16 protein-coding genes are annotated in these 23,527 nt (G+C 57.8%); 6 read left to right on the top strand and 10 right to left on the bottom strand.

All coding sequences use genetic code 11. The features are described 5' to 3' along the window. The first annotated feature begins 64 nt into the window (after positions 1 to 64). Together groL and ACOIX3_RS10575 are read left to right on the top strand one after the other, a co-directional pair. A complete protein-coding gene (groL, locus tag ACOIX3_RS10580) occupies positions 65 to 1,705 on the top strand; it encodes a chaperonin GroEL (protein ID WP_420969714.1) in 1,641 nt (546 codons plus the stop codon). A 779-nt stretch (positions 1,706 to 2,484) separates the two neighbouring features. Beyond that, complete coding sequence (locus ACOIX3_RS10575) at positions 2,485 to 4,089, top strand: acyl-CoA dehydrogenase family protein (protein WP_420969713.1); 1,605 nt, start codon at positions 2,485 to 2,487, stop codon at positions 4,087 to 4,089. A 461-nt stretch (positions 4,090 to 4,550) separates the two neighbouring features. On the opposite strand, the gene ACOIX3_RS10570 is transcribed toward ACOIX3_RS10575, so the two are convergent. The 10 genes from ACOIX3_RS10570 to ACOIX3_RS10525 all read right to left on the bottom strand — a co-directional run bounded on the left by ACOIX3_RS10570 (position 4,551) and on the right by ACOIX3_RS10525 (position 14,645). Continuing rightward, entirely contained in the window at positions 4,551 to 5,303 is a 753-nt protein-coding gene (locus ACOIX3_RS10570) for a hypothetical protein (protein WP_420969712.1), read from the bottom strand. A gap of 12 nt (positions 5,304 to 5,315) precedes the next feature. Further along, complete coding sequence (gene alr / locus ACOIX3_RS10565) at positions 5,316 to 6,470, bottom strand: alanine racemase (RefSeq protein WP_420969711.1); 1,155 nt, start codon at positions 6,468 to 6,470, stop codon at positions 5,316 to 5,318. 35 nt (positions 6,471 to 6,505) lie between these two features. Continuing rightward, complete coding sequence (locus tag ACOIX3_RS10560) at positions 6,506 to 7,570, bottom strand: NAD(P)/FAD-dependent oxidoreductase (RefSeq protein WP_420969710.1); 1,065 nt, start codon at positions 7,568 to 7,570, stop codon at positions 6,506 to 6,508. Continuing rightward, on the bottom strand, positions 7,567 to 7,908 hold the full coding sequence (locus ACOIX3_RS10555) for a cupin domain-containing protein (protein ID WP_420969709.1): 342 nt from the start codon (positions 7,906 to 7,908) through the stop codon (positions 7,567 to 7,569). The genes ACOIX3_RS10560 and ACOIX3_RS10555 overlap by 4 nt, the downstream gene beginning before the upstream one ends. A gap of 49 nt (positions 7,909 to 7,957) precedes the next feature. Beyond that, on the bottom strand, positions 7,958 to 9,268 hold the full coding sequence (locus ACOIX3_RS10550) for a lysine N(6)-hydroxylase/L-ornithine N(5)-oxygenase family protein (RefSeq protein WP_420969708.1): 1,311 nt from the start codon (positions 9,266 to 9,268) through the stop codon (positions 7,958 to 7,960). A gap of 24 nt (positions 9,269 to 9,292) precedes the next feature. After that, positions 9,293 to 10,510 (bottom strand): MFS transporter, encoded by a 1,218-nt coding sequence (locus tag ACOIX3_RS10545; protein WP_420969707.1) that lies wholly within the window; start codon positions 10,508 to 10,510, stop codon positions 9,293 to 9,295. Further along, on the bottom strand, positions 10,507 to 12,036 hold the full coding sequence (locus ACOIX3_RS10540) for a class I tRNA ligase family protein (RefSeq protein ID WP_420969706.1): 1,530 nt from the start codon (positions 12,034 to 12,036) through the stop codon (positions 10,507 to 10,509). Before ACOIX3_RS10540 ends, ACOIX3_RS10545 begins: the two co-directional genes overlap by 4 nt. A gap of 612 nt (positions 12,037 to 12,648) precedes the next feature. After that, positions 12,649 to 13,266, bottom strand: a complete 618-nt coding sequence (locus tag ACOIX3_RS10535) for a nucleotidyl transferase AbiEii/AbiGii toxin family protein (RefSeq protein ID WP_420971707.1) — start codon at positions 13,264 to 13,266, stop codon at positions 12,649 to 12,651. Positions 13,267 to 14,073: 807 nt separating this feature from the next. Next, positions 14,074 to 14,292: a DUF7694 domain-containing protein gene (locus ACOIX3_RS10530; protein WP_420971706.1), complete on the bottom strand. Its 219-nt coding sequence runs from the start codon at positions 14,290 to 14,292 to the stop codon at positions 14,074 to 14,076. Between the two features lie 182 nt (positions 14,293 to 14,474). After that, positions 14,475 to 14,645 carry a hypothetical protein gene (locus ACOIX3_RS10525; RefSeq protein ID WP_342710133.1) on the bottom strand — a complete coding sequence of 57 codons (171 nt, stop codon included), beginning with the start codon at positions 14,643 to 14,645 and terminating at the stop codon, positions 14,475 to 14,477. Between the two features lie 1,785 nt (positions 14,646 to 16,430). Here ACOIX3_RS10525 and ACOIX3_RS10520 point away from each other — a divergent pair. From ACOIX3_RS10520 to ACOIX3_RS10505, 4 genes are all read left to right on the top strand, one after another. Then, entirely contained in the window at positions 16,431 to 16,967 is a 537-nt protein-coding gene (locus ACOIX3_RS10520) for a YopT-type cysteine protease domain-containing protein (protein WP_420969704.1), read from the top strand. Positions 16,968 to 19,369: 2,402 nt separating this feature from the next. Continuing rightward, on the top strand, positions 19,370 to 20,839 hold the full coding sequence (locus ACOIX3_RS10515) for an acetyl-CoA carboxylase biotin carboxylase subunit (RefSeq protein WP_420969701.1): 1,470 nt from the start codon (positions 19,370 to 19,372) through the stop codon (positions 20,837 to 20,839). A gap of 1 nt (position 20,840) precedes the next feature. Further along, the gene (locus tag ACOIX3_RS10510; RefSeq protein WP_420969699.1) at positions 20,841 to 21,344 is read left to right on the top strand and encodes an acetyl-CoA carboxylase biotin carboxyl carrier protein subunit; all 504 of its coding nucleotides are present in this window, start codon (positions 20,841 to 20,843) and stop codon (positions 21,342 to 21,344) included. 1 nt (position 21,345) lies between these two features. Continuing rightward, positions 21,346 to 22,953, top strand: a complete 1,608-nt coding sequence (locus ACOIX3_RS10505; RefSeq protein WP_420969697.1) for an acyl-CoA carboxylase subunit beta — start codon at positions 21,346 to 21,348, stop codon at positions 22,951 to 22,953. Positions 22,954 to 23,527 lie beyond the last annotated feature (574 nt).

Genomic DNA, 23,527 nt, shown 5'->3' with positions numbered 1-23,527 from the left:
CCCCCTGACGAGCGCCTGCCGGGCGCGCTGAAGGATGAGAGAATAAGAATTGAGGGAATTCCTTATGTCAGCCAAAGAAGTCAAATTCGGCGTAGACGCGCGCGACCGCATGCTGCGCGGTGTCGACATTCTCGCCAACGCCGTGCAGGTCACGCTGGGTCCGAAGGGCCGCAACGTGGTGCTCGAGAAGTCGTTCGGCGCTCCCCGCATCACCAAGGACGGCGTCGCTGTCGCCAAGGAGGTCGAACTGGAGGAGAAGTTTGAGAACATGGGCGCGCAGATGGTACGCGAAGTCGCTGCCAAGGCGGCGGACGCCGCGGGCGATGGCACCACCACCGCGACCGTGCTCGCGGCTGCGATCGTGCGCGAAGGCGCCAAGTCGGTTGCCGCCGGCATGAACCCGATGGACCTGAAGCGCGGTATCGACCTCGCGGTCGAAGCCGTCGTTGCGGACCTCCAGAAGAACTCGAAGAAGGTCACCTCGAACGAGGAGATCGCCCAGGTCGGCACCATTTCGGCCAACGGCGATGCCGAGATCGGCAAGTTCCTCGCCGACGCCATGAAGAAGGTCGGCAACGAGGGCGTAATCACGGTCGAGGAAGCCAAGTCGCTCGAGACCGAGCTCGACGTCGTCGAGGGCATGCAGTTCGATCGCGGCTACATCTCGCCCTACTTCGTCACCAACGCCGACAAGATGCGCGTTGAGATGGACGACGCCTACATCCTCATCAACGAGAAGAAGCTCTCCTCGCTGAACGAGTTGCTGCCGCTGCTCGAGGCCGTGGTGCAGGCCGGCAAGCCGCTGGTCATCGTCGCTGAAGACGTCGAAGGCGAAGCGCTCGCCACCCTCGTCGTCAACCGCCTGCGTGGCGGCCTGAAGGTCGCGGCCGTCAAGGCTCCGGGCTTCGGCGATCGCCGCAAGGCCATGCTGCAGGACATCGCGATCCTGACCGGCGGTCAGGCCATCTCGGAAGATCTCGGCATCAAGCTCGAGAACGTCACGCTGCAGATGCTCGGTCGCGCCAAGAAGGTGATGATCGACAAGGAGAACACCACGATCGTCAACGGCGCCGGCAAGAAGGCCGACATCGACGCTCGCGTTGCCCAGATCAAGGCGCAGATCGAGGAGACCACCTCGGACTACGACCGCGAGAAGCTGCAGGAGCGTCTCGCCAAGCTCTCAGGCGGCGTCGCGGTGATCCGCGTCGGCGGCGCGACCGAGGTCGAGGTGAAGGAGCGCAAGGATCGCGTTGATGACGCGATGCATGCGACCCGCGCGGCCGTCGAGGAAGGCATCCTGCCGGGTGGCGGCGTCGCCCTGCTCCGTGCGTCCGAGCAGCTCAAGGGCCTGCGCACCAAGAACGACGACCAGAAGACCGGCGTCGAGATCGTGCGCAAGGCTCTGTCCTGGCCGGCCCGCCAGATCGCGATCAACGCCGGTGAAGACGGTTCGGTCGTGGTCGGCAAAGTGCTGGAGCAGGATCAGTACGCTTACGGCTTCGATGCGCAGACTGGCGAGTACAGCAACCTTGTCTCCAAGGGCATCATCGATCCAGCCAAGGTCGTGCGTATCGCGGTCCAGAACGCCTCCTCGGTAGCGGCACTGCTGATCACCACCGAAGCGATGGTTGCCGAGCTGCCGAAGAAGAACGCCGGCGGCCCCGCAATGCCTCCGGGCGGAGGCATGGGCGGCATGGACTTCTAAGTCCAGCCTCTCGATGCATCGATGACATGCACGACCCTGGCAGCAATGCCAGGGTCTTTGGAATTCGGGCGGGTTTGCAACGATTGGCAGGCTGACGAGATTGGCCGGATGCGGAATCGAGACTTGGCGACCTCGGAGGTCGATCTGCAGGCTGCAGGTCCGCCCCGGGTGGTCGCCGTACACGTTGATTTCCTGGCGGGGCGGCCCATCCAGTCTCGCCGCAAAAGGGCAAGCTTTCGGCTCGGATCCAGCAAATCATCGGCATTTCCCCGCCACCGGCTAGTGCGGCTGGAGGCAGACGAAACCGAACGACCGCAAGAAGTTGCGAGCCGGGGGCTTCGGCACCCGAAAGCGTATGAGGCTCATAGTCAGACGCCGCTTTGCAGGGCGCTATTGAGCAGCCCACTTTATCCCTCGACATTGCGCACGGGCACCTCATCTATTTTGCTCCGTAGCTAGGCCGCGAAGCGCCTGCAAAAGCGGAGGTGCTTTCGTTTCGGTGAACTCCTCTCAAGCGAGCATCGTCTCGCTCTGCCTTGGGGGCATGACGGACCGCTCGCCAGGCTCTCCTTGGGAGACTCACAACTCAATGACTCCTGACCCTTGAGGAGAATGGTGGTCACCGACTAAACCAGAGTTTTCCTCCGAGAGTCCATATCGACAAGACGCATTTCGATGTGAGCTCGCGCAGCGCTCGCGATGAATCCCGATCTGGGGCAACCTCATTACACTGCGCTCACATCCATGTATACCAATGTGTATTCGAGCTAACCACGGGAATGATTGGCACGAAGCGCAGGCGCAATCATTATGGTCTCATGGATATGTACACTCCAGTTAACTCCCTGTTCGAGGAGGCGCAGGAACGCACAGCTGAAGGCGGTGCACCTAGCCTATATCCCAGTTTAATCGATGACCTCAGTCAGCTGAATTTCGCAGATGCAGATGACCGTCGAGCATTCCCTCCGACCCTACACAGCATATTGGCAAGGCATGGACTCTTCGGGCTCACTGCACCCGTAGACCACGGCGGATTAGCTCTTCCCTTGCAAGAGGCAATCGACCTCATCTCCGCCACTGCATCCTTCGATATCTCGGCTGCCTCTACCCTCGTTATCCATAACTTCCTGGCCTTGCCCTGCATCGAAGCGGCACCGCACATCCCTGAACAGAGGCATGTCATGTGGGGTGCCACACGCGGCGACCTTTGCGCTTTCGCCTTGACGGAGCCTGGAGCTGGCTCTGCCCCGCGGCACATAGAGGCTTCGGCTTTCATAGACGAAGACAGAGTTCGCATCTCTGGCCGCAAGATTTGGATTGGCCTCGCTGACTGGGCCCGCTGGATCGTTTGCTTTGCGCGAGCCTCTGGTCCCGGACATGCGAAAGGTCGGCTTGTCGGTGTGCTCGTTGATAGGCAGGCTCCGGGCCTAAAGGTCACGCACGAGCATCGCACACTCGGTCTGCGTGGCATCATTCAAAATACCCTGGAGTTCCAGAATGTCGAGGTGCCGCGCGCTTACGTGCTCTCTCGCGATCAAGACGGCTGGGGGGCAGCGGCATCCAGCATGAATCGCGGGCGTATCGGTGTGGCTGCTATGGGTCTTGGAGCCCTTGAGCGCGCTATCCAGGTCGCAGCCTCATATGCAAGCCATCGTCGACTAGGTAAGCTGCGCATGATTGAGAACAGCTATATCGAGCAGTTATTTGGGCAGATGGTACTCCGGCGGGAAGTAGTGAAGGCAATGCTGGCGGCGTCCTGCCGACTTGTCTCAGCGCAGGGCGGCCCCAACGTCCACCTTGCGTCGGCAACGAAGGTTTTGTCGTCGGAGTGGAGCGGCCTCGTCGCTGATCAATGCGTCCAGCTGTTAGGCGGCCGTGGTTACGATGAGGGAACGCCTGTAGCTAAAATCTATCGAGACGTTCGCATTCTCCGCATCTTCGAAGGTCCAACCGAGACGCTCCTATCACATCTCGGCCGCTGCCTTCTCTCTAGAGCCACACGTGACGAAATAGCCGATCTTTTTCTTTCTCTTGATGCGGCGCCAGTCCATGCTGCCGCAATTAAGGAACTCGCTGGGCTCGATGAGACAGACGGTGTCGTGCTAATTTACGCGGGTTGGCTCACCACACTAGGACTGGCACAAGCCGTCATGTCTGCTGGTTGCTTCTCCGAGTCAGATTGTGCCAAAGCTGCGGCTGACTTGGTCAGTTCCGAACTAGCAACTCTCCGTACTCGAGCGCCGGCACGGCTGTCTTTCGAAGGCCGCATTCGCGCTAGTCGAACTTTGAATACCTTCCTTCAAGACGCAGCTTCTTCCATCCGCTCACCTGTCCTCACAAACGACTATCTCAAGTTGGTGCAGTACGTCCGACATCGTAGCTAGTAAGGTGAGCGAGGACCGGTACACTGCCGGCATTGCAAGCGCGCCGATGGTGCTCGGTCGTCAGCGAGCGCTTGCCAAGCCAACAAATCGGCGATCGGGCGGGCTCAAGGCGGAGGCGCACCGCGCGAGCCATGAGCCAGCTCGATGACCGGCCTAGCTTGACCTACCGCTCCTCCGTCGAGCGCGGGGGACTTCCCGTTGATGCGGACAATCACGCCGCCTTGTGCCGCGTTTCCCCGGAGCCCCCCGGAAGAGCCTAGGGACGGAGGAAAATCGCCTTCAAGACGATTGTAAGTGCGTGGGGCGAGACCATTTTGAGGTTCAATACATGCGTTACGCTATTGATGAAATCATTTCGGCCGACACCGGGCAGCTTAAAATCCAATGAGAAGGAAGGAGCGTGCGGCATCTTCGTCGGCCGATCCTACCGCGCTGGCCGAAAGCGCCGTGCAGCTCGCCGATCAAGCTTTCTGGGCGCGGGCGGCATTATCCTGATCACTGTATTCAGAATTACCCCTTTTGAAATGGAGGAAGTGACAGACATCATAGCACTCAGCATTGCTTAAGCGGAAGCCACAGGCCGATATGCGCCTCTCCAGGAAAAACGGATCGAAAGCGAACGCCTGGAACCCGTTGGAGCAGTCTAAGCGGACATAGTCATCGGTACGCACTACACCCTGAACGGAGATACCACAAAGATCATAGTATTCGAGGCGCGCAACCGTTGCCGTCTCGCTCGTTGAAAAGAGCGACAAAGCGAGATCGAAGGGCGCTTGGCAGACCAGCGTGAGAAATTCCATCGGCGCATCCATCGTACCGAGAAAATTGAATGGCAATGTGCAAAGCACACGTCCGTCATATCGGATCATTATCTCATTGATCAGCCGGGTTCTTTTGAAGAATTTGTTAGCCTCACAGCGGATAACCGCTCCGCGCTCGTTTTTTAACCGCCGTGCACGAGGTGGGTTTATATCGATGCCAAGGTAATCATTGTAATCGCCTTTGACGCCGATCAGGCGATAGCCGCTACAACCTACCTCAATGATCAAATCGTATCGGCTGGCGCGCAGGAGACCGCGATAGAAGCGTCTCTCATAATCATGGAACCGACGCACCTTGGCGGTGAAGTGGTTCGGACACATGAGACGCATGCCTGCGTCACCGAGATAGATCGCTCGATTGACTTGCTCCGATTGGTGGGCCGAGGAGTTCACCGTTGCCTCCCATCATTTCGCTGAAACATAAAGTCTGCAGCACCGCCGCCCAATCGCTGTGGTCAGTTCATCGCTCAGCATTTTCGCGGCTGACGCCATATCTCCCACAGTTTGCTCGGGACAGATCAGGTCGACCAAAGTACCCGGCGCCGTCCAACTCTCGGGCAGATCAGTTACGTCAATAGTCATAAGATCCATCGAAACGAAGCCGACGATTGGCACACGAGTACCGCATATGAAGGCGTGCCCTCGATTGCCCAGGATGCGCGGGAACCCATCTCCGTAACCGATGGAGGCGGTCGCGACACGCATCTGCCTCTTCGCGCGGTAGGATCCGTGATATCCGATCGCTTCCCCATGCTTTACCTTACGGCATTGAATGATTTGCGTTCGCAGACCAACGACTTGCGACGGCTTGAAGCAGGGATCATCGGACGTCGAAAGGCCGAAAATCCCTCCACCGGACCTTATGAGGTCAAAATGAAATTCACATCCGGCGAATAGTCCCGCCGAGTTCGACAGTGAAAGAATAGCTTTCGGGAACAAATAGGTAAGTTTGCGGAACCGATTCAACTGTTGAAGACTGATCTCGTTTCGCCACTCGGCACAGGCGAGCTGACTCATGAACAGCGCTACAGGTAATTCCGACAGCCCATTTTCATTCTCGGCGATTGTCTGCAACTCATCAATGGCAAAACCCAGTCGAGACAGGCCGGTGTCGACATGGATACCTGCTGGCAACGCGCGATTGCGAAGTCGGCAATGCCGAAGCCAGGCCTCCAGTTGTTCCCGGCTGTTGAGAATCGGCAACAAATCATACTGCTCGGCCAGCAGCTCCGTACCTGACATAACGCCGTGGAGCATGTAGATCTTCGCAGACGGCGGCAGCACATCGCGCAGGGCAATGCCTTCCTCCACATCAGCTACAAAAAAATGCGTACAGCCAAGGTGAGCAAGGAAGGGCGCTATGCGCGCCGCGCCAAGACCGTAGGCATCAGCCTTGACAACTGCGCCGCAGGCGCTGTTTGGCGCAAGCGCCTGACACTGCCGATAATTGGATTGAATGGCGCTGAGATCAACAATCATGGTCGATCTCGAGCTATCGCGATAACCGGTATCTGCAAATTTGTGAGAGAGGCTGACTTCGATATCCCTTGTATCTGGCATGGTCCCCCCTCATGTCACGGTGATTGACATGGCGACTACGGCGCATACAGGGAACGTATTGCCTCTTCCGCACAGGCCGGCCCAAAGCGAAACCCGTTACCTGCTCCGCCGCCAATGACGTAGAGACCGGCGACATTGCTAGCTGGCCGGGAAAACGGAACACCATCGTCAGAATAGCAGTCGCAGAACACACGCGCTGAGGCCACCGCGGGCACGTCCGAGGAGAACCATTTTGCCAGGATTGCGGTTGCGCGCGCGAGATCGTCCGAACTCACATGCAGCCCATCGGGGTCGGGCTTCACATCCCATTCCTGCGAGGTAAAGCTGAACAACCAATATCCCTCCTCGATCATGGGAATGAGGAAAGCGTAGTCATCGAGCAAACCGATCATTGGACACGTTGGGGTGGGGCGCACCGCCAAGTGAAGCGCGACCACCTTTTTAACTCGCAATCGCGGCTGCTCTGCGAGAAGCTCACGCAAGGGTGAATCGGGTAGCCACGGACCAATGGCCAGGATGGCCCGCCTCGCCGCGATTTCGCCACCATCTGAGGTTTGGAGATGAAGATTGCTTCGTCCCTGCCGTATCCTTTCAATAGATGTCTTTTCGCATACCGAAATGCCGACGGCTTTGAGCCTTTGGGCCAGATCCTGAACAATGGAATTCACTGGACTGTAAGAACCCCGATCCAGTGCCACAGCCATACCGCCGGGGATCACAAAACGGGGCAGCGAGGAAAGCCTCTCGGTCAGCGCAAAGGAAGTTGATGGGGTGGGACCGCCCACGCTACTCACTCGGGCCAGTTCGTTGGGATTGCGTGTCAACCAGAACACATCACAGTCTCGGCCGTTGCGCCAAAGCCCACGGGGATAGATTCCTCGCCAGAATTTCGAACCTCGATTGACGAGGCTTCTTTCCTTTTCATTGCGACAGATGTTGACTTGGATTCCGGGAGCAAACCCACTGGCACCTGCCCCAACGGTATCTCGTTCGAAGATGACGATTCTTTCCCGCGGACTATTGCGCGCTGCCATGAAGGCCGCACTCAGGCCCATGACGCCGGCGCCAACGACGGCAAGATCACAAATCCCGTCGGTCATCGGGCTTCTCTCCAGGAGATGGACAAGGCGCTCAAAACGTCACTGCCACGATTTTCCAAATGATGGGTTCGATCTGGCTGCAGAAACACCAGGTCTCCTGCCGTGACCACCAGCTCACCATCGTCAGTTATCACCCGACCGTGGCCGCTCGTGATGCGCCAGATCTCGCTGGAAGGATGGGAATGAGGCGTCGACACCGCAAACGGATCCAGCCGAAATTCGATGAGATCGACCGGACAAGCGGTCTCGGGATCAGCTGTTTCTTCGACGTGCTGAACCAATACACCGGGGCTATAGACCGTCATGTCGCCCAGGGTCATCAACTGCGCATTCTTCATAGTGTACTCCGAATGAACATAGGGTGGTGGCGGCATACTGCCGAGTTTTTCAACAAGAGCCCTCAAAGCCAAAGCTACTCCACTTGACGACGCCCGTTGCAGGCCGGCAATCGTAAACGACGCGGCCGATGATAGAATTGAGGACCGTTGAAGCGCGCCAAGGAACCAGGCTCAGATTTGTATCAGCGATGCCATGTTGAAAGCGCGCGCCATTCTGTACGTACAAGCGACATCCTTCGGGGCCATCAAAACGAGCCGAAAAGTCCGGCTCGACCACGATCTCCTGAGAGCCACCGGGGGCACTCACGACCGTGAGCCGGCTTGCGATCGGCTCCAGAAACGAAGGGATTTCGGTACGGTAACCCGTGGCTAAGACGACAATATCAGCGACATGCTCTGAACAATCGCCTGTCGTCCGCTGTCGCAAGCCCAAGCGAAAAGGAGATAGGCCGCGCAAGTCTTCAGCGCTGGTGTCGACGCGTATTTCTACGTGAGTCGGGTAAGCCCGCTTATGAACCTCGCGATCGTACAGCCCGTTGTAGATAGCGCGCAGCGTCGAACTGTTGACGCCATCGCTGGCCAATGACTGTCGCTCCAGAATCTGAGTTCGAGTGGAGTCACTTTGCTCAAAGAACCAACCGCCATATTGCGGAAAGAACCATTCATTGACGAAAGGGCTGTCTTCGAGCGCGAATATGTTTGCGCGACGCGTCACCCACGTCAGAGCCCCCAGCGCGCCGCATGCACCACGCAGCAGATGAAGAAATATTTCGGCCCCGCTTTGTCCGCCGCCGACGACCACAACGCGCTTGCCCGACAATTCGCGGCGCTGGAGAAGAAGGGTACTCGCGTGAAACACCTCGTTTGACGGTGCATTGCGGCCCCAATCTGGGATAGACGGCACTCTACCCACGCCAAGCACAGCCGTCGATGTTTGATATCTGCGTCGACTGGTTATGACCTCAAAGGAGTTGCCGCGGAGTTCGAGTGCAATAACACGTTCGCCAAATCGAATGTTCGTCAGCTTTTTCGATGCCCATCGCAAATAATCTTCAAATTCACTCCGGCTAACACGGTCGAGTCCACGGACAATGGCTTGATAAAGTCGTCTTTGATCATGCAAATAGGCGAGGAAGCTGTATGCGCTCGTCGGATCCGCCGGTGTGACCAGGTCCTTTAATGGGCTGGTCTGCATAACGGCGCCTTCTATGAGCAGGCCCGGATGCCACTGAAGCGTCTCCGACCTTTCCAGGATGAGCAGAGACATTCCCGGGATCGGTGCCGCGAGCGCTGCCAGGCTTAGATTCGCGGGCCCGGCACCGATCGCGATTACGTCATAGCTATCGCCGTCCTTCAGCATCCCATCATCCCTAAACGGAGCCACTCAATGCTTCCCGCTGGTTGAGAACACTTGAATTGTAAGAAGCACGCCGTCGGCGCCGATAAGCATGATCGTGCTCATCAGCAGATAATCGATGCCGCCGGCTTTCACGATCTGCGCCGCGATGTATGGAAATCCGAATAGGCCGATGAAGTAGGCGAGCGTGAAGACCTGAGAAGCGATGGCCAACGACGTCCCGTCAAAACCGGCAATGTAAACAACCATACTGTTCAATGTCGAATAGCTGAGACCATACCCCAGCGCGAATATCGTTGTGCCAAGGATATAGGTTGCCGTACTGCCTGCATTCACGAAAAGAATGACCAGTCCCACGATAGTGCACACGATGAGAAACGCGGCCACGCGCTCAAGGCGAAACTTTCCAATTGCTGGCGCCACTGCAAACCGCAAGAAGACGGCTGTCAGCGTGAAGACCAGAAAGAATGTATCGGGAGATTGCGCCCGCGACGCAGCGTAGAGCGTTTGGAACGTTGAAAGACCTGCGAAAACGCAGGCCCCGACGCCGATCATGATTATCGGATAGCGCGTGTTCGATTTAAAGGCTCCCAGCACGCCTTCGAAGGTAAGTCGCACGGTCGGCATTTTGATCTGAGGAGCTTGTGCCAGTGCTCCACCGGCGAACCCCAACAGCACTGTACCAATGAGACATGCTGCGGCAAACAAAGCGTAAACTGCAATGTAGGATCCTGCGACTCCTGCAATGGTGCGTGCGAGGGGGGCCGCAAGCCCGATGCCCAGCATTTGAGATCCGGAAAGTAAGGTAAGATACTTGATACGGGCGTCAGCTCGCACGTGACACAAGACTTGAAGAGGCGCCAGTATGTAGAAGACCGACCATCCAACGCCGAGAAGAAGCCCACCGATGTAGGCGAAGACTGTCAGAATTGATGCGGATGCGAAACATATCATCGCTATCGCCGTCATCGCCGCGGCAAGGGTGATCGTTTGCATCATGCCAAGTGCATCGGCGATGCGGCCAGCTACAAGCGAACAGAGTATTGTCGCGATGGTACCGGTCGAAATAACGGCCCCTGCGGTCGTGGTACTTTGTCCAATGGACCGCAGAGCGTCCACGAGAAAGAAACTTGAGCCATAGGATGCCGCTAAGCTGATACTACCAAGCATGAAGGGAATCGAGACTTCCAAAGAGACGGCATTGGGCAATTCTTCGACCGGAACGATGTTCGTGGCCGGTGTCATGCTGCAATCCTTCCGGGAAGGCATCGATCAATATCTGCGGCCGCTAACCTGCTTCCATCGATTCTCGGTACTGTTCCGCGTCGCTCGGTTGAAGGCCTCGAAGCCCATGCAGCACGGGGATGTCCGCTATGACCAAGCCAGTACCATACGGCCTGCGTTATCCTTGGCATCAGCGGCCAGGCCAGTATGCTGAACCCCATCAACCATGTGTAAGCTGTCTGATGGTCCGGCGCGGCACCGACATATTCGATCCATTCGACAACCGACCTCGACGCTTGGGATACTCGCAGGTGGTCTAGCGAAAAGGCGGCACATTGTTTCTCATAGAGCCGGTCCAGCGTGATCATCATCGCAGCATCTACGTAACACCCGGTGAGAGCCGGCACCCGGTTTATCGACTCCGTACAACGGTCGACGGCTGCTGATATGCTATCGAAAATTGCGTTGTAACGATCGACCAACTGCACTGACACCAAATCGGTCTCGGTTTCTTCCGGGCAAATCTCCGCCAGGTACACCCGAAGAACATCGACAGATATATTTGGAATTCGAGCGATTTCACCCGCCCAGATCACGTGGCCGCGACTGGTGGAGAACTTCGATCCGTTCAGCCGAAGGAAGTGATTAAAGAAAATTCGATCAAACGGGCGAAACGAGTTCTGCCCCAACGCACATCCCGTGACTCCGACAAGCATCGGAATTGTGTTATCGATACCTGTAGCGCTAATGAGGAACGCATCGGACTCGCGGGAAAAAGGATTGGGCTTGCCGGAGCCCTCTGTGTCTTTATGCCCGCAATAAAGGGAATGAGCGTAGAGTAACGAGGAGTAGCTAAACAATATCTGCTGTGTATTGCAATGCCGCGAATTCCAAGCCAATCCGTGCAGTCCCGGTGCGGTCACCCGCATTTGCTGTCCTTTGCGTGCGACATACCGCTTCGCTATGTCCAGGAAGCAAGCTTCGATGGCCGCGTCCTCCCACGCCCGTCGGAGTCGGTCGTTTCCCGAAATTGAAATAAAGGCGGAAATGTTGTCCGTCCATTCGACGATCCGCCCTCGCCTCGATACTGGGCTCAACGCTTCCTCGGGCTCGAAATGATGGCCACAGTGTTCGCAGAAGAAGCTACCCGCAGACGCTTCACAAGCCGGACAGGTCGCACCAAACCAGCCTCCAATGCAGAAGCGCTGTTCTCGTGGCATGGCCGCGGGAACCGCATCATCCACTGGTAAGCGTGCTGCGCGGAAATGTAGCGAGCCGGCTGCAAGTAAGTCGCCCATGAGCGCCTTGCTGACATTCGAAAAGCGCTGCAGATTCCGGCCATACGCCGGATCATCGAAATGATCGAAAACGAGACCTAATGAGGCAAGATCTTCCACAATCTTGATATGGAAGCCATGCGCCAAGTCCGATGGGTCAACTTTCTCGCGAGCTGCTCGGACCAGGACATGGTTCTCGAAACCGTCCGTCGTCAGCCCAGAGCGGACATGATGCCCCGCTCTCTTCAGGTGCTTCTGTAGGACATCCATTCTGAAGTACGGTCCGGCAGCGTGCCCTAGATGTGCTCTGCCATTGGCTGTCAAGTTGACGGGCGAGAAATACACGTCGACGGGATACGTGTTCGCTGCATTTATCCGCGCGATGGGTGGGCTTCTTCTCATATCTGCACAATGGCTCCCTTGAACAGAGAAATGCCGAAACAGAGGCCCGGCACTCCCCTCCGAAAACACCAAAGCTCAGTCAGCTGACGGAGTTATGGACGCAATCGGGTCGCGTATTTCAAGCCGGTCTCCACAATCCGTCGAAAGCCTTCAGCAGCCTGTTTGAGGTTTCCGAGCAGAAGCTTCTCTTCCGCTGAATCCTTGACGAACAGCTCTACCTCAGCCCGCGACACGGCTAATCTCTGCCCTCTGCCCAATGAGACCAACCATCTGTCCCCCTTGGAACCGTTCGATGATGACGCCATCAACAAAGCAAGCGGCGCGCCAAACTGAGACTTCTGATTTTGCGCATCCTCTGAACCTGCAGATCGTCGACTTTCCGACATTGGTCACGAACCTAACAAGCGGCTCAGTAAAGGCGGATGAAAGTTCGTTGCTCTCAGAACGAGCCGATCGGCAGCAATGCCGGACGCTGATGGTTCAGTATGCCGGAGCAACCGGCTTCGACATCGCCGCGAGGCGGCTCGAAATCGGCAAGTTGTGACATCTTGATACCTTTGAACGGGCATTTCTCGCGCAGCACAGCGGAAAACTGTTGCGGCTCGGGTGAGCATCAGCATTTCGATAGAGGGTGACGACATCATAGAGGTCGCGCGGGCGGGTAGGCTCGGCCAGCGCCCCCGATCTTTCGGCGAGGACCTCGATGTAGTCGTAAGCCAGCACTTCGCTCCCCTCTTCCCGGCGCGTCAGAATCGGATGAACGATCTCTACGGTCTCGGGCGGCACGACGTGTCCGCCGGCGGCGTGGCCGAGCTTGATGCGCCGCAAAAGCCGGATCGGCGAAGCCGGCGCCTTGTAGTTGATCGCCGCCTGGCACGAGAGATTGCGGCGAGGGTTGCGGTAAGGTATCGAATTCCTGCCGGTCGACCCGGATTTCGATTCCGGTCTCCTCGTAAACCCAGGCGCCGACTTCGGCGAAGACCGGCTTCGGAAGCCTTCGTCGAGATGCGCCTCATTGCGCACCGTCAAGTCGAGGTCTTCCGAGAACCGGCAGCTCTCGAGGAAGCACTCCTTGAGACTGGCTTCGCCGTCGAATATCCAGCTTTCGGCGAGCTACTCATCGGCATAGCTGCCTACGAGCATCCAGCCAAGGACACGATCCTTCGATGACATGCGGCTGTCTGCGTGGCGAGGTCGTGGACTTTGCGCTTGTCAATCAACCTGGGGCTCGGGCCCCAAGCTGGTGGAGTGAGGCGTCGTCATCTTGAGATGGTTCGCTTGCACTCCAGGACGGGATCGAGCTTGGCATTGCCTGCTGTCAGCCGCTGGCTGCTATTATCCGCCGACCGACTCCGTTCGTCAGTTTGATTAGCGCGTATGGATCGACCACTAGCTCGATTATCCATGGCGGTGCGCCTGCCTCTTCAGCGTGCGTTACCTCAAAGCGAGTGCCAACCGCTTGCGCCCTGCTGCGAATGATATTGCGGCAAGCTGACGACGAACTGACGAGCAAATAGGCTTGGAGACGCTGTCGCACCCGCGCTGGCCATTTGGCGAGTTGCGGGTGGCCGGCCATCGGCCTCGGTGGTTGTTGCGCCCAAACCCATGTTCAGCGCGGTTCCGCAAACACTGGTTTGAACGCCGCCAAGAACCAATTCCAATCCTATCGTTCCGTCCACATTGGAATCGGTCGCACCGGTGCATATGAGACATCTCTTGAACCGGCTCAATGCACTGTCACCGCCTCCGGGTCAGCAGCAGTGATTTCCCGCTTCTGAACCCTTGCACGATGTCAACAGATGGAAGCACATGTCCGCTGGTGGCGCTGCCTTCCGGCGGCGCCGCACCGATGTTTCTGCACCGGCTCGGCATCATCTTCCGCGCGGATGTCATTGACCCAACTCGTCATGCTGTCGCGCCCATCCGTGCAAACAACATTGCCGCTTCGGATGGTCCTAGCCCAACGATGCCTACAAAGCTCGGCGGGGGCATTGGAATGTCCCGGTAAGTGGGTCTCCACAGGTGCAGGCAATACCGGCTGTTGTTAACATACTGCGAATGTGGCGGATGCAGTTGCATTACACAATCCTCCTCATCCCAGAACAGGTTTTTGACAAAGCACATTTCTTCCCAGTTCGGACAACGCCGCGGCGTCGAGACAGCTACATGCTCCCAGCCAGGACGGACTAATCCACTGATCTTCAGCTTACACCCGCAAGGTCCCTGGACAAAGAACAGGCCGCAAGGGCCTGATCCCGGAATGCTGGCGAACTGGCCGTATTGTACGCGGCCGGCCTCCAGCTTTTCTATGATATGCGCTCGCACGCCCCCTCCTTTGCCTCGCGGACCGCTTTGAAGTCGACGTAGATGACGTTGTCTCGCCACTCGTTAACCGGCGTCAGCTCGGTCCTCAGCGCAGCGTTCCCATACCACTCTTCAGCGAACCATCTGCTGAGAAAACCGCAGATGTCCATCATCACTTGTTCTCCTATTATTTTCCGACGCTTCGTGTTTCAAGGTTCCGACGAAACGCTCTCACGGGTCCCTGATTGCCTGAATGCGGGCCGTGCACGATCTGCTCGATGCGACTCGACCCGCCGATTGGACTTCCACGCTGATGATAGCCGGACGGATACATCCGTCACCGAGCGAGCCTCACGCCGGGCATTTTGCTTCATCGATGACAGCAAGCGCTAGCCGCACATCGCCGAAGAGCGCGCGCGTCAGCAATGGGAAACTCTGCCCTTGAGTTTCGCACTTACAAACCAAGTTCGCATTGCCCCTGTCCATTCAGGTTTCCCGGAGATGTGCTTGAGCATATGGAATGGGCCAGTCAACTCATCGAAATTGGATTTAGCGTCATCCTGGCATGCTCCATATGATGGCCTCCGATATCTGCACTCCATTATGGCTTGCAAACCCACGTTGCGCCCGCACCGGGTGACGCTTCGCAAAGGCGATATCGTCTTGGTGCGATGCTGCTTCGCGATGCGGTACTTGATCATTCGCGGCCTTCTGCTCGACGAGTCTGAAACATGGCCAATGCGTCATCTATGTGACCATGATGAGTTGTACGCGGGCTAAATCGAACGGGCTCGTATCAGAGCCGCGGACGCGCGGCGTACTGCCTCCTTGATTGAGCTGAGACAACATCTAGCGGATCGCCTGCCATCTCAGTGCGTCCCTGTAGGGTAACGACCCGAGAACGTGATTAGGGCCCCATTGAATGTAACTAGACCATTGGCGGATCTATCGCCGCGTCATTACGATGCAACTCCTAACGCATTGTTGCCGGTATGGCGCAAACATACCACTCACCCTTCCTGCTACTTCCGGTTCTTTCAGACATCGATGTCGCAAATCCGACTACGCACAACCATCCATGTCGTCGAACCGACAGACACGTATTTTTCTCGTGTCGACCGGCACGGGGCTTCTCCGCCCATGGCACGCTGATTGCTGTGGTGGAGAAACGCGAGCCAGCATGACGCCCTATATCCAAGCATCAATCCACAATGGACTATTGTTTGATCCTGACCGATGCAACTGCTAAGGAGCGCGGCCAAATCATCAGCTGGATGATTGCCGCGCAACAAACAAGACTACGACACCAGAGCTCTAAAAGAAGACTGCAAACTTATGACTGATACGAAGCATCCAGACACTAGCCTTTTTCCGTGGACCGGCGCGGGTTGTGATGAATGACGCACTGGCGCACACCAAGGCACTGCGGGATCAAGCATTGCGGCGCTGATTGCCGATCTTGGCAGGCGCAAAGGAGGGGGAACCTGTGGCCGCTGGCCGCGCTTCTGCTCAGTGCGCTGCTTTGGGCCGGTGTTTGCTGGATCATCGCAGCCTTCTTATAGGTGCAATAGCCTCGACGAACTAACGAAGCTCACGACAAATGGTGCTGCCCGTCAGCTTGTCGTCAGCTCGTCTGAGTATCATCCGCAGCAGCGCCTAAGCGGCCCGAACTCACTGCGAAAAGACTTACGCCGAGGGAAACAGGAATCGCCATGGATAATCGAATCAGTGACTCATCCACACGCGCTATCCAAAGTGACGCACTGAGCCAGTTAGGCGACAGCGACAGCTTTACGAGAACGCTTGCGGATCTCGCGCTGCTGAGGAGCCCGTCGCCTGGAGTGCCCGACCAAATGGGGTGCTGCGTTAGCACGCCACGCGCCTCGGATCCAGACAACCCCGGTGCATCCTCTGCGGCGAGGCCGAGCACCTCCCTATTCGACTACAGGACGGCCGGATTGGCCGACGCGAATGTAAACGGCATCTGCGTTGGGCTGGCTGGAGAATGGCTCAGCAATCTCCACAACAGCCCGACATCCCGAATGAATGCGTTAGTACCCGGATCGCAAGGGCACCGCGCTGCGGCTGAGCGGCAAGAGCAGTATGAGGACCTTAGAGCTGGATTGCGACGCGACGGGGTAGAACGTTCTCAGGCCAACATGCAGGCAAAAAACACCGTGCTGACGGAAATGGGCCTGCAACCATCCGGAAGAGAGAAAGTATACAGTTTCGATGAACCTGAGAACCGCGCGCGCATGCTGGACAAAATCACCCGCGACGGATCGACGCATTTGCTGAGCTTACGTTTCGCCGAGGGTGGCCGGCACACAATTGCGACGTCGGCGTCGGAGGGAAGGACCACGCTGTTCGATCCAAACTATGGAGAGTTTACCGTTCGATCAGACCAGGTGAATGGACTATTCGAAAGCCTGGACAATCGTTACAGGAACCCCAACGGGATGATTATATCGACAATCACCACACAAAAGATGTGATGAGCCGTCGCAGACCGCCGCCGATTGGCGCTTTCCACGAGCGCGCCTCCTCGGAACAATAGTTAGGTCGACGTCTGTTGTCTCAGTGGCGCGCGCAAGATGACATAAAGGAGGATCAGCTTTCGAGAAGCTGACCAAAAGAATAGGCCTGAAGTGCGGCCGCCGGGCGGGGGCGGCCGGCTTCCAACTCGTCGCCAAACGACGTACGTGTCGCGATCAGACATCGCAACAGGAGCACGCCGCCGTATCCGCTCATTTGCAATGGAGCCGGACACCACGCCCAGCCTCCCCCGACAATAGCAAGATGAGCGGATCGGCGGCATCAGTCCGGGTAAAGCTCGATCGACGCATTCCACACACCGAGTGAATGCGACCTGGACACGACCTCACTGGCTGACTCTAGAGAAGCACCCAGGCATTCCATGCCGGTTGCGATTCGATTGGAAGCCATTTAGCGCGACCCAGGAACCGTCGGTCGGCTCGCCATACGGCGTCGCCTCAACGTCGCATGCAAGCGGCCGCTGACTTGCCTGCACCGAGCCACGGGGAACATTTTTCTTCACCGAAACAGCTGCGTAGCGGTCTATCCGCGGGCGCTTGATCGAGGCGCAGCGACGGCCTACGAGTCCTGAGCAGGCCATGTATCGTCCGAGTTTCTGCGCGTCTGCCACTCTTGGGCACGACGCGCCAGCTTGTCGTATTCCATGGCAATCTTAAGAAGCCGATCTCTGGGTTTGCCGTAAGCGAGCGCTTCTGCTTTCTTTCGCGTTGCTTCCGCACGGCCTCGCCAGTGGTCGGGCTCGCAGAGTTTACTTTTCGGATTCATGCCCTGAGCATGCAATTCGCAGATCAAAGAAATGCGACACCGGCGCTACGTACAATTACGTAGCAGCAACGCTGGAGGTCTCCGTTACCTAATGCGATCGTCACACCAAAAGCAGGCGCTGACCGTTGCTTGCGCTGCCCCGCGCCATGCACAGCCGTCGCCGTTCAGAACACACGATGTGCGACCTTGCAGCCGAAACTTATCCGAAATAGCGCACACCTCAGACACCTTCAGGCGATTGGACGCACGAAAAGGCTTGAATCGCACGTGGCGTTAGATTGTACGATCCTACACAAGTGGGGACCACCTCCGACAATCTAGACGCTTCCCGACAGGTACCGAGAATTGCGAGTGTCTCACGCATCCAGGCTCGTTCCGCAAGACTCAATCACGACTCTAGGATCCTCCGAATGCATTGTTATCCGCATCTCATCGGAGGCCGGTCGGCTGGACGAACTTACGCGTTTCGAGATCTGCACGGGACGCTCTCCCGTCGCACTATCCGCATGAGAACGGGCGCTCGGCAAAGGGTCCATCTCAGAAATCCCGCCCGTCGTCTTCACATCGAGTGGAATACAGGTTGCAAGACTACACCACACATGACGTAGGCGCGCGCGACCATGGTTCGCTCCCCACCATCGAGCGTATCATTCGCAATGGCTTAAGCGCACCTCGCTTCTGCCTCATCACTCTGCCACGCGACACCTTGGCCCGGGCCGTAAGTCTTGATCCTGCGTCGCGCCGGCTATGGCGTCATCAGGGGGCTGGCAAGTTAGTCGGCCGAGCCCGGCACCTTAAAGCACGCCACGCCCACGCAATGCCTCGCGACATCTAGGCATGGCAGACCCGACCACACAATCACCGGAAGCCCAAAAATGATCACTTGCTCAGCCAGCTCAGCCGCGAACGCCTTCCGTCCGCCTGGGGCTCGGCCCCGACTACGACCGATGCTGATTGCGTCGTGCCGACAGAGGACGAGCGCCGTGGCTAGGTCCGCAGAAGCGAAAGAGCGGACTCGCAGGCACCGTTCTGAAGCAGTTCCGGCCTGTATCCCGTTTGACAGGTCATGTTGCGTTTGGCTCGGGAAGACCGATACCGCAAACCCACCGACTTGAAGAGACATCATGATTCAAAACCAACGAATCCATTTGCCTTCGCTCCTCAAAGCCCGCCACTGCGCCATCGCTCTTGCTATCGCAATGACAGCTGTGATCCCCGAGCGGATTAGCGCGCGCGATCAAGCGCCGACCGCAGAGGAGAAAGAGGCTTGCATGGAGGACGTGTTCCGCCTGTGTGCCACCCACATACCAGATCGCGCCGCTATCCTTGCTTGTCTCAGATCCCAGCAAACGAGCCTCAGTCAGCAATGTCGCCACGTCATCTCCGTTCGAGATACTGGTAAGAGAAACAACGACTCGAAGTGAAGGATCGCGGACCAGGCAGGCCTGTTCGCTTCGCTCACGCTCGGAAGTGCCCCAGCCCGACCTGAGGGACGGTCACGCGAGGACAGATTAACGAGCTCGGACGCTCACAACTGACGACGCTCTGGTTCCAGCGCGCTTGTCCGGGTAGGCAAATGCACAAATTACCCTTCGATACGGTTCTGATCGCCAATAGGGGTGAGATAGCCGCACGAATCATCCGAACGTTACGCAAGCTTGGACTTCGTTCCGCAATTGTCTACCACGAGGTTGACGCGCAGACTCCGGCCGTCTCCATGGCCGACCTGGCGATTCCGATCACCGGCCGCACGCCGATCGCGAGCTATATGGACATCGCGCAGATCATCGCTGTCGCCCACGGAGCGAGCGCCGGCGCGCTACATCCGGGTTATGGATTGCTTGCTGAGAATGCGGAATTCGCCAGGAAAGTGATAAAGGCCGGTATTGCGTTCATCGGACCCGCTCCAGAAATCATCGAACTCATGGGCGACAAGATCCGCGCCCGCAATTTCGTTCAGAGCAATGGCTTTCCAGTCGCGCCCTGCGCTATCGAAGAAGATGATCCGGCGACATTCGTTTCGAGAGCGCGGGCTATTGGAGTTCCTTTGCTCGTGAAGCCATCAGGGGGTGGCGGCGGCAAGGGCATGCGAATTGTACGCGAACTCGACGTATTGGAGGTCGCCATTGAGCGGGCGCGCAGTGAGGCGCGCCGCTACTTTGGAGACGGCCGACTTTATGTCGAACGATATGTCGAAAGCCCGCGACACATTGAAGTACAGGTGCTCGGTGACTCCTTCGGTAACCTGGTCCATCTCTTCGAGCGCGAGTGTTCGGTCCAGCGTCGTTTCCAGAAGATCATCGAGGAAACGCCCTCGCCTTCGCTATCACCAGAATTGCGGACACGAATTTGCGAGACCGCGGTCGGCATCGCCCGCGCAGCGGGCTATCAAAATGCAGGAACGGTCGAGTTCATTTTCAGCGGAAGAGAGTTCTACTTTCTCGAAATGAATACACGCCTTCAGGTCGAGCATCCGGTGACTGAGATGATAACCGGCGTCGATCTGATCGCCGAACAGGTCTATGCGGCAGCAGGTCGCGAACTTGCACTTTCGCAGTCCGACATTGTTTCAAATGGGCATGCAATCGAGCTCAGATTGTACGCGGAAGCTCCGGAACGCGACTACGTCCCGACCACTGGGAAAGTACTTCTTCTCGAGTATCCGGATAACGTACGGATCGACAGCGGCATCACGCAAGGCCAGACCATAACGCCGGCGTTCGATCCCATGCTCGCCAAGATCATCGTGCATTCACCAAGCCGCATAGAGGCTGCTCTGAAAGCCCATCGCGCGGTTCGGGAGCTGGTTCTCCTTGGGTGCGAGACCAACGCAAGCTTACTCGCCCGGATCCTTTCCGACGAAGCATTTCTCGACGGTCAGTTCCATACGGGATACCTCGAAGAGAACCCGCATCTCGCAGCGGGCAACTTTGCTGCCGGAATGCCTGCGTTCCTGGCATGCGCTGCTCTCCTGACCGGGCCGGTCCGCGAGTCGGCCGATGCCGTGCCCGCGCTTCACGCGGCACTCGGCAGCTGGAGGAATTGACGTGTATCACTCATTCGAGGTCGACGGCGTAGATCACAGATTGTGGCTTTCAGCCAGCCAGCAGGGCTACCGTCTCCATCTGTGTGATCAAGTGATCGCCCCCGTCGCGTTCACCCGTCACAGCGACAGTAGCGGCATGCTGACCATTGCGGGCGAGAGCGAACCGGTTCGGTTCGCCATCGAGGGCGAGCTGATTTACCTACACATACGCGGCAGAACGCGCGTATTGCGCCACAATGACCCATTGCGAACGCTCGTTTCCGGGAATGACGAGGCACGTCCGCGGGTTGCCCGGGCGCCGATGCCTGGTGTGGTTGTTGCGACCACCGTTTCTCCTGGTCAGGCAGTCTCGGCGGGAATGGCGCTGATGATGATTGAAAGCATGAAGCTGGAAACGATCATACGCTCACCACAGGATGGCATCGTCGATCGAATTCACGTCAAGGAAGGCGAGAGCTTCGAGCGCGACGCTGTGCTGGTCACGCTCTCCACGGAAGGGCGCTGAAATGCAGCGGATCGGTTCCGTGGCGGACGTGAACTCACCGGAGTTTCGTCGCAACGACCTCCACAACAGACAACTTGCGGCCGAGTTGAAGGAACGCCAGCGCGTTGCCCGCTTCGACCGACCCGAGCGGGACCTCGAGCGGCTGCGTCGGCAAAATAAACTGTTTGTTCGCGAGCGCCTCGCGGCCTTGCTCGATCCGGAAACCCCATTCCTGGAGCTTTCCACGCTGGCCGCTAACAAGGCATACGATGGCGAGGTGCCAGGCGCTGCGCAGGTCGTCGGCATCGGCATTGTGGCGGGTCGGGAGGTGATTGTTCACGCCGACGATGCCAGCGTGAAGAGCGGCGCATGGTATCCGCTCTCGGTCAAGAAGATCGTGCGGGCCTTAGATATCGCTATCGAAAACCGTCTGCCAGTGGTTCATCTGTGCGACTGCGCGGGCGGGTTCCTACCTTTGCAGGCGGAGTTCTTTGCTGATCGCTACCATGCCGGTCGAATTCTCCGCAATCAATCCATTCTCTCGAAGATGGGAGTGCCGCAGGTCGCCATCGTGATGGGCCAATGCACCGCGGCAGGGGCCTACGTCCCAGCGCTTAGTGAATACAACATTATGGTCGAAGGTGCAGGGGCGATTTTCCTCGGTGGCCCCCCGGTCGTGAAGGCTGCCACCGGGGAACAAGTATCCGCCGAAGAGCTTGGGGGTGCCCTCATGCATACCAGCGTGTCCGGCAGCAGTGATTACTTCGCAAGCTCCGAGATTCATGCGATTGCGATTGCCCGCGACGTCGTCGCGCGCTTCCACCAGCCGGCGAAGACCAGGATCGATCGAGTCGCCCCTGAGCCGCCGGCCTATGGTGCGACGGAACTCTACGGTATCATTCCAATGGACACGCGAGCGCAGTTCGACATGCGAGAGGTCATCGCTCGTCTGGTCGATGCCAGCCGATTTCATGAATACCAGCCGCGCTATGGGACATCACTCGTGTGCGGCTTTGCGCGGCTTCATGGATATCAAATCGGGATCCTTGCCAATAATGGCGTGCTGTTCGGCGACAGTGCGCTAAAGGGCACTCATTTCATCCAATTGTGCGACAAGAACCGAACGCCCCTGCTCTTCCTGCAGAACATCACGGGCTTCATGGTTGGCCGCGAATATGAGCGGCGTGGGATCACCAAGGACGGCGCCAAGCTGATCATGGCCGTGTCCGGAGCGTCCGTGCCGAAGTTTACGATTGTTTGTAACAGCTCGCACGGCGCAGGCACTTACGCTATGTCGGGACGCGCGTTTGATCCCCGGTTTGTGTTCAGCTGGCCGAATTCTCAGATGTCTGCGATGGGTGCCGAGCAGGCTGCCGGTGTTCTCACCCACGTCAAGGCGAGACAATTGGCCCGCGCGGGCGGACGCCTCTCGGAACAGGAATTGGCAGCCATTCGAGAGCCCATCCTTGAAGAGTATCGCGAGCGGTCGAGCGCCTATTATGCGACCTCCGAAATCTGGGACGACGGCATTCTTGATCCGATCGACACCAGAACCGCCCTGGCAATCGCATTGAGCGCTTCGCTCAATGCGCCGATCGACGCACCACAGTACGGCGTGTTCCGGCTGTGAAGCGGGGCAGAACACGATGCATGGTTCAAGACATACCTCGTTCCGCTAGCTGAGAGGTCGAGTTATGATGATAACGGATCCCGCGAGCCTCGAAGGTGGTCGCCCCGCAGTATCGATGGCGGTGTCGCGATCGTCATCTGCATCGTCAAGACACCAAATTGGGCCGTGGCCCTCCCTCGTTTAAGCGAGCGCTCGCCTGCCGCTGCAACGAGAGGGAGTTCTCGGTGGTATCAATGAGAGAACAGGCAGCCCGTTGTTCGTGGAGGTCTGCACATCTCCATTCACGTTCCGGCAGGGCATGAGGTTCCGCTTCGATCTAACCGGCATCGATACTCCAGAAGCAGGTCGAGGAGGCCTGCTTCAAAGCTCCACGACGGCGGCGCCCGCGAGCCGAAAGGCTTCGAAGGATACGGTGAATCGGCATAAACGCTGCGATCGAGGCGGACGCGGCAAGCGGCGGCGTGAGACAGTCCCATCCGTGCTGGCGTCCACGCGCCGACACCGTCCTCGTCGGCCGACGATCTTCTCTTGACCGCTCCACGAAATGGAGAGCTTGACCCTGACGTAGCGTCAG

It is taken from the genome of Bradyrhizobium sp. B120 (assembly GCF_049075665.1).
GTDB lineage: Bacteria > Pseudomonadota > Alphaproteobacteria > Rhizobiales > Xanthobacteraceae > Bradyrhizobium.
Note: the sequence above shows the minus strand (reverse complement) of the source record. Positions and strands in the feature narration are given on the sequence as shown.

Coding starts and splice junctions, on each gene's coding strand:
- groL (WP_420969714.1), top strand. CDS start 65: ATGTCAGCCAAAGAAGTCAAATTCGGCGTAGACGCGCGCGACCGCATG.
- ACOIX3_RS10575 (WP_420969713.1), top strand. CDS start 2,485: ATGATTGGCACGAAGCGCAGGCGCAATCATTATGGTCTCATGGATATG.
- alr (WP_420969711.1), bottom strand. CDS start 6,470: ATGCCAGATACAAGGGATATCGAAGTCAGCCTCTCTCACAAATTTGCA.
- ACOIX3_RS10560 (WP_420969710.1), bottom strand. CDS start 7,570: ATGACCGACGGGATTTGTGATCTTGCCGTCGTTGGCGCCGGCGTCATG.
- ACOIX3_RS10555 (WP_420969709.1), bottom strand. CDS start 7,908: ATGAAGAATGCGCAGTTGATGACCCTGGGCGACATGACGGTCTATAGC.
- ACOIX3_RS10550 (WP_420969708.1), bottom strand. CDS start 9,268: ATGCTGAAGGACGGCGATAGCTATGACGTAATCGCGATCGGTGCCGGG.
- ACOIX3_RS10545 (WP_420969707.1), bottom strand. CDS start 10,510: ATGACACCGGCCACGAACATCGTTCCGGTCGAAGAATTGCCCAATGCC.
- ACOIX3_RS10540 (WP_420969706.1), bottom strand. CDS start 12,036: ATGGATGTCCTACAGAAGCACCTGAAGAGAGCGGGGCATCATGTCCGC.
- ACOIX3_RS10530 (WP_420971706.1), bottom strand. CDS start 14,292: ATGTGCTTTGTCAAAAACCTGTTCTGGGATGAGGAGGATTGTGTAATG.
- ACOIX3_RS10525 (WP_342710133.1), bottom strand. CDS start 14,645: ATGATGGACATCTGCGGTTTTCTCAGCAGATGGTTCGCTGAAGAGTGG.
- ACOIX3_RS10515 (WP_420969701.1), top strand. CDS start 19,370: ATGCACAAATTACCCTTCGATACGGTTCTGATCGCCAATAGGGGTGAG.
- ACOIX3_RS10505 (WP_420969697.1), top strand. CDS start 21,346: ATGCAGCGGATCGGTTCCGTGGCGGACGTGAACTCACCGGAGTTTCGT.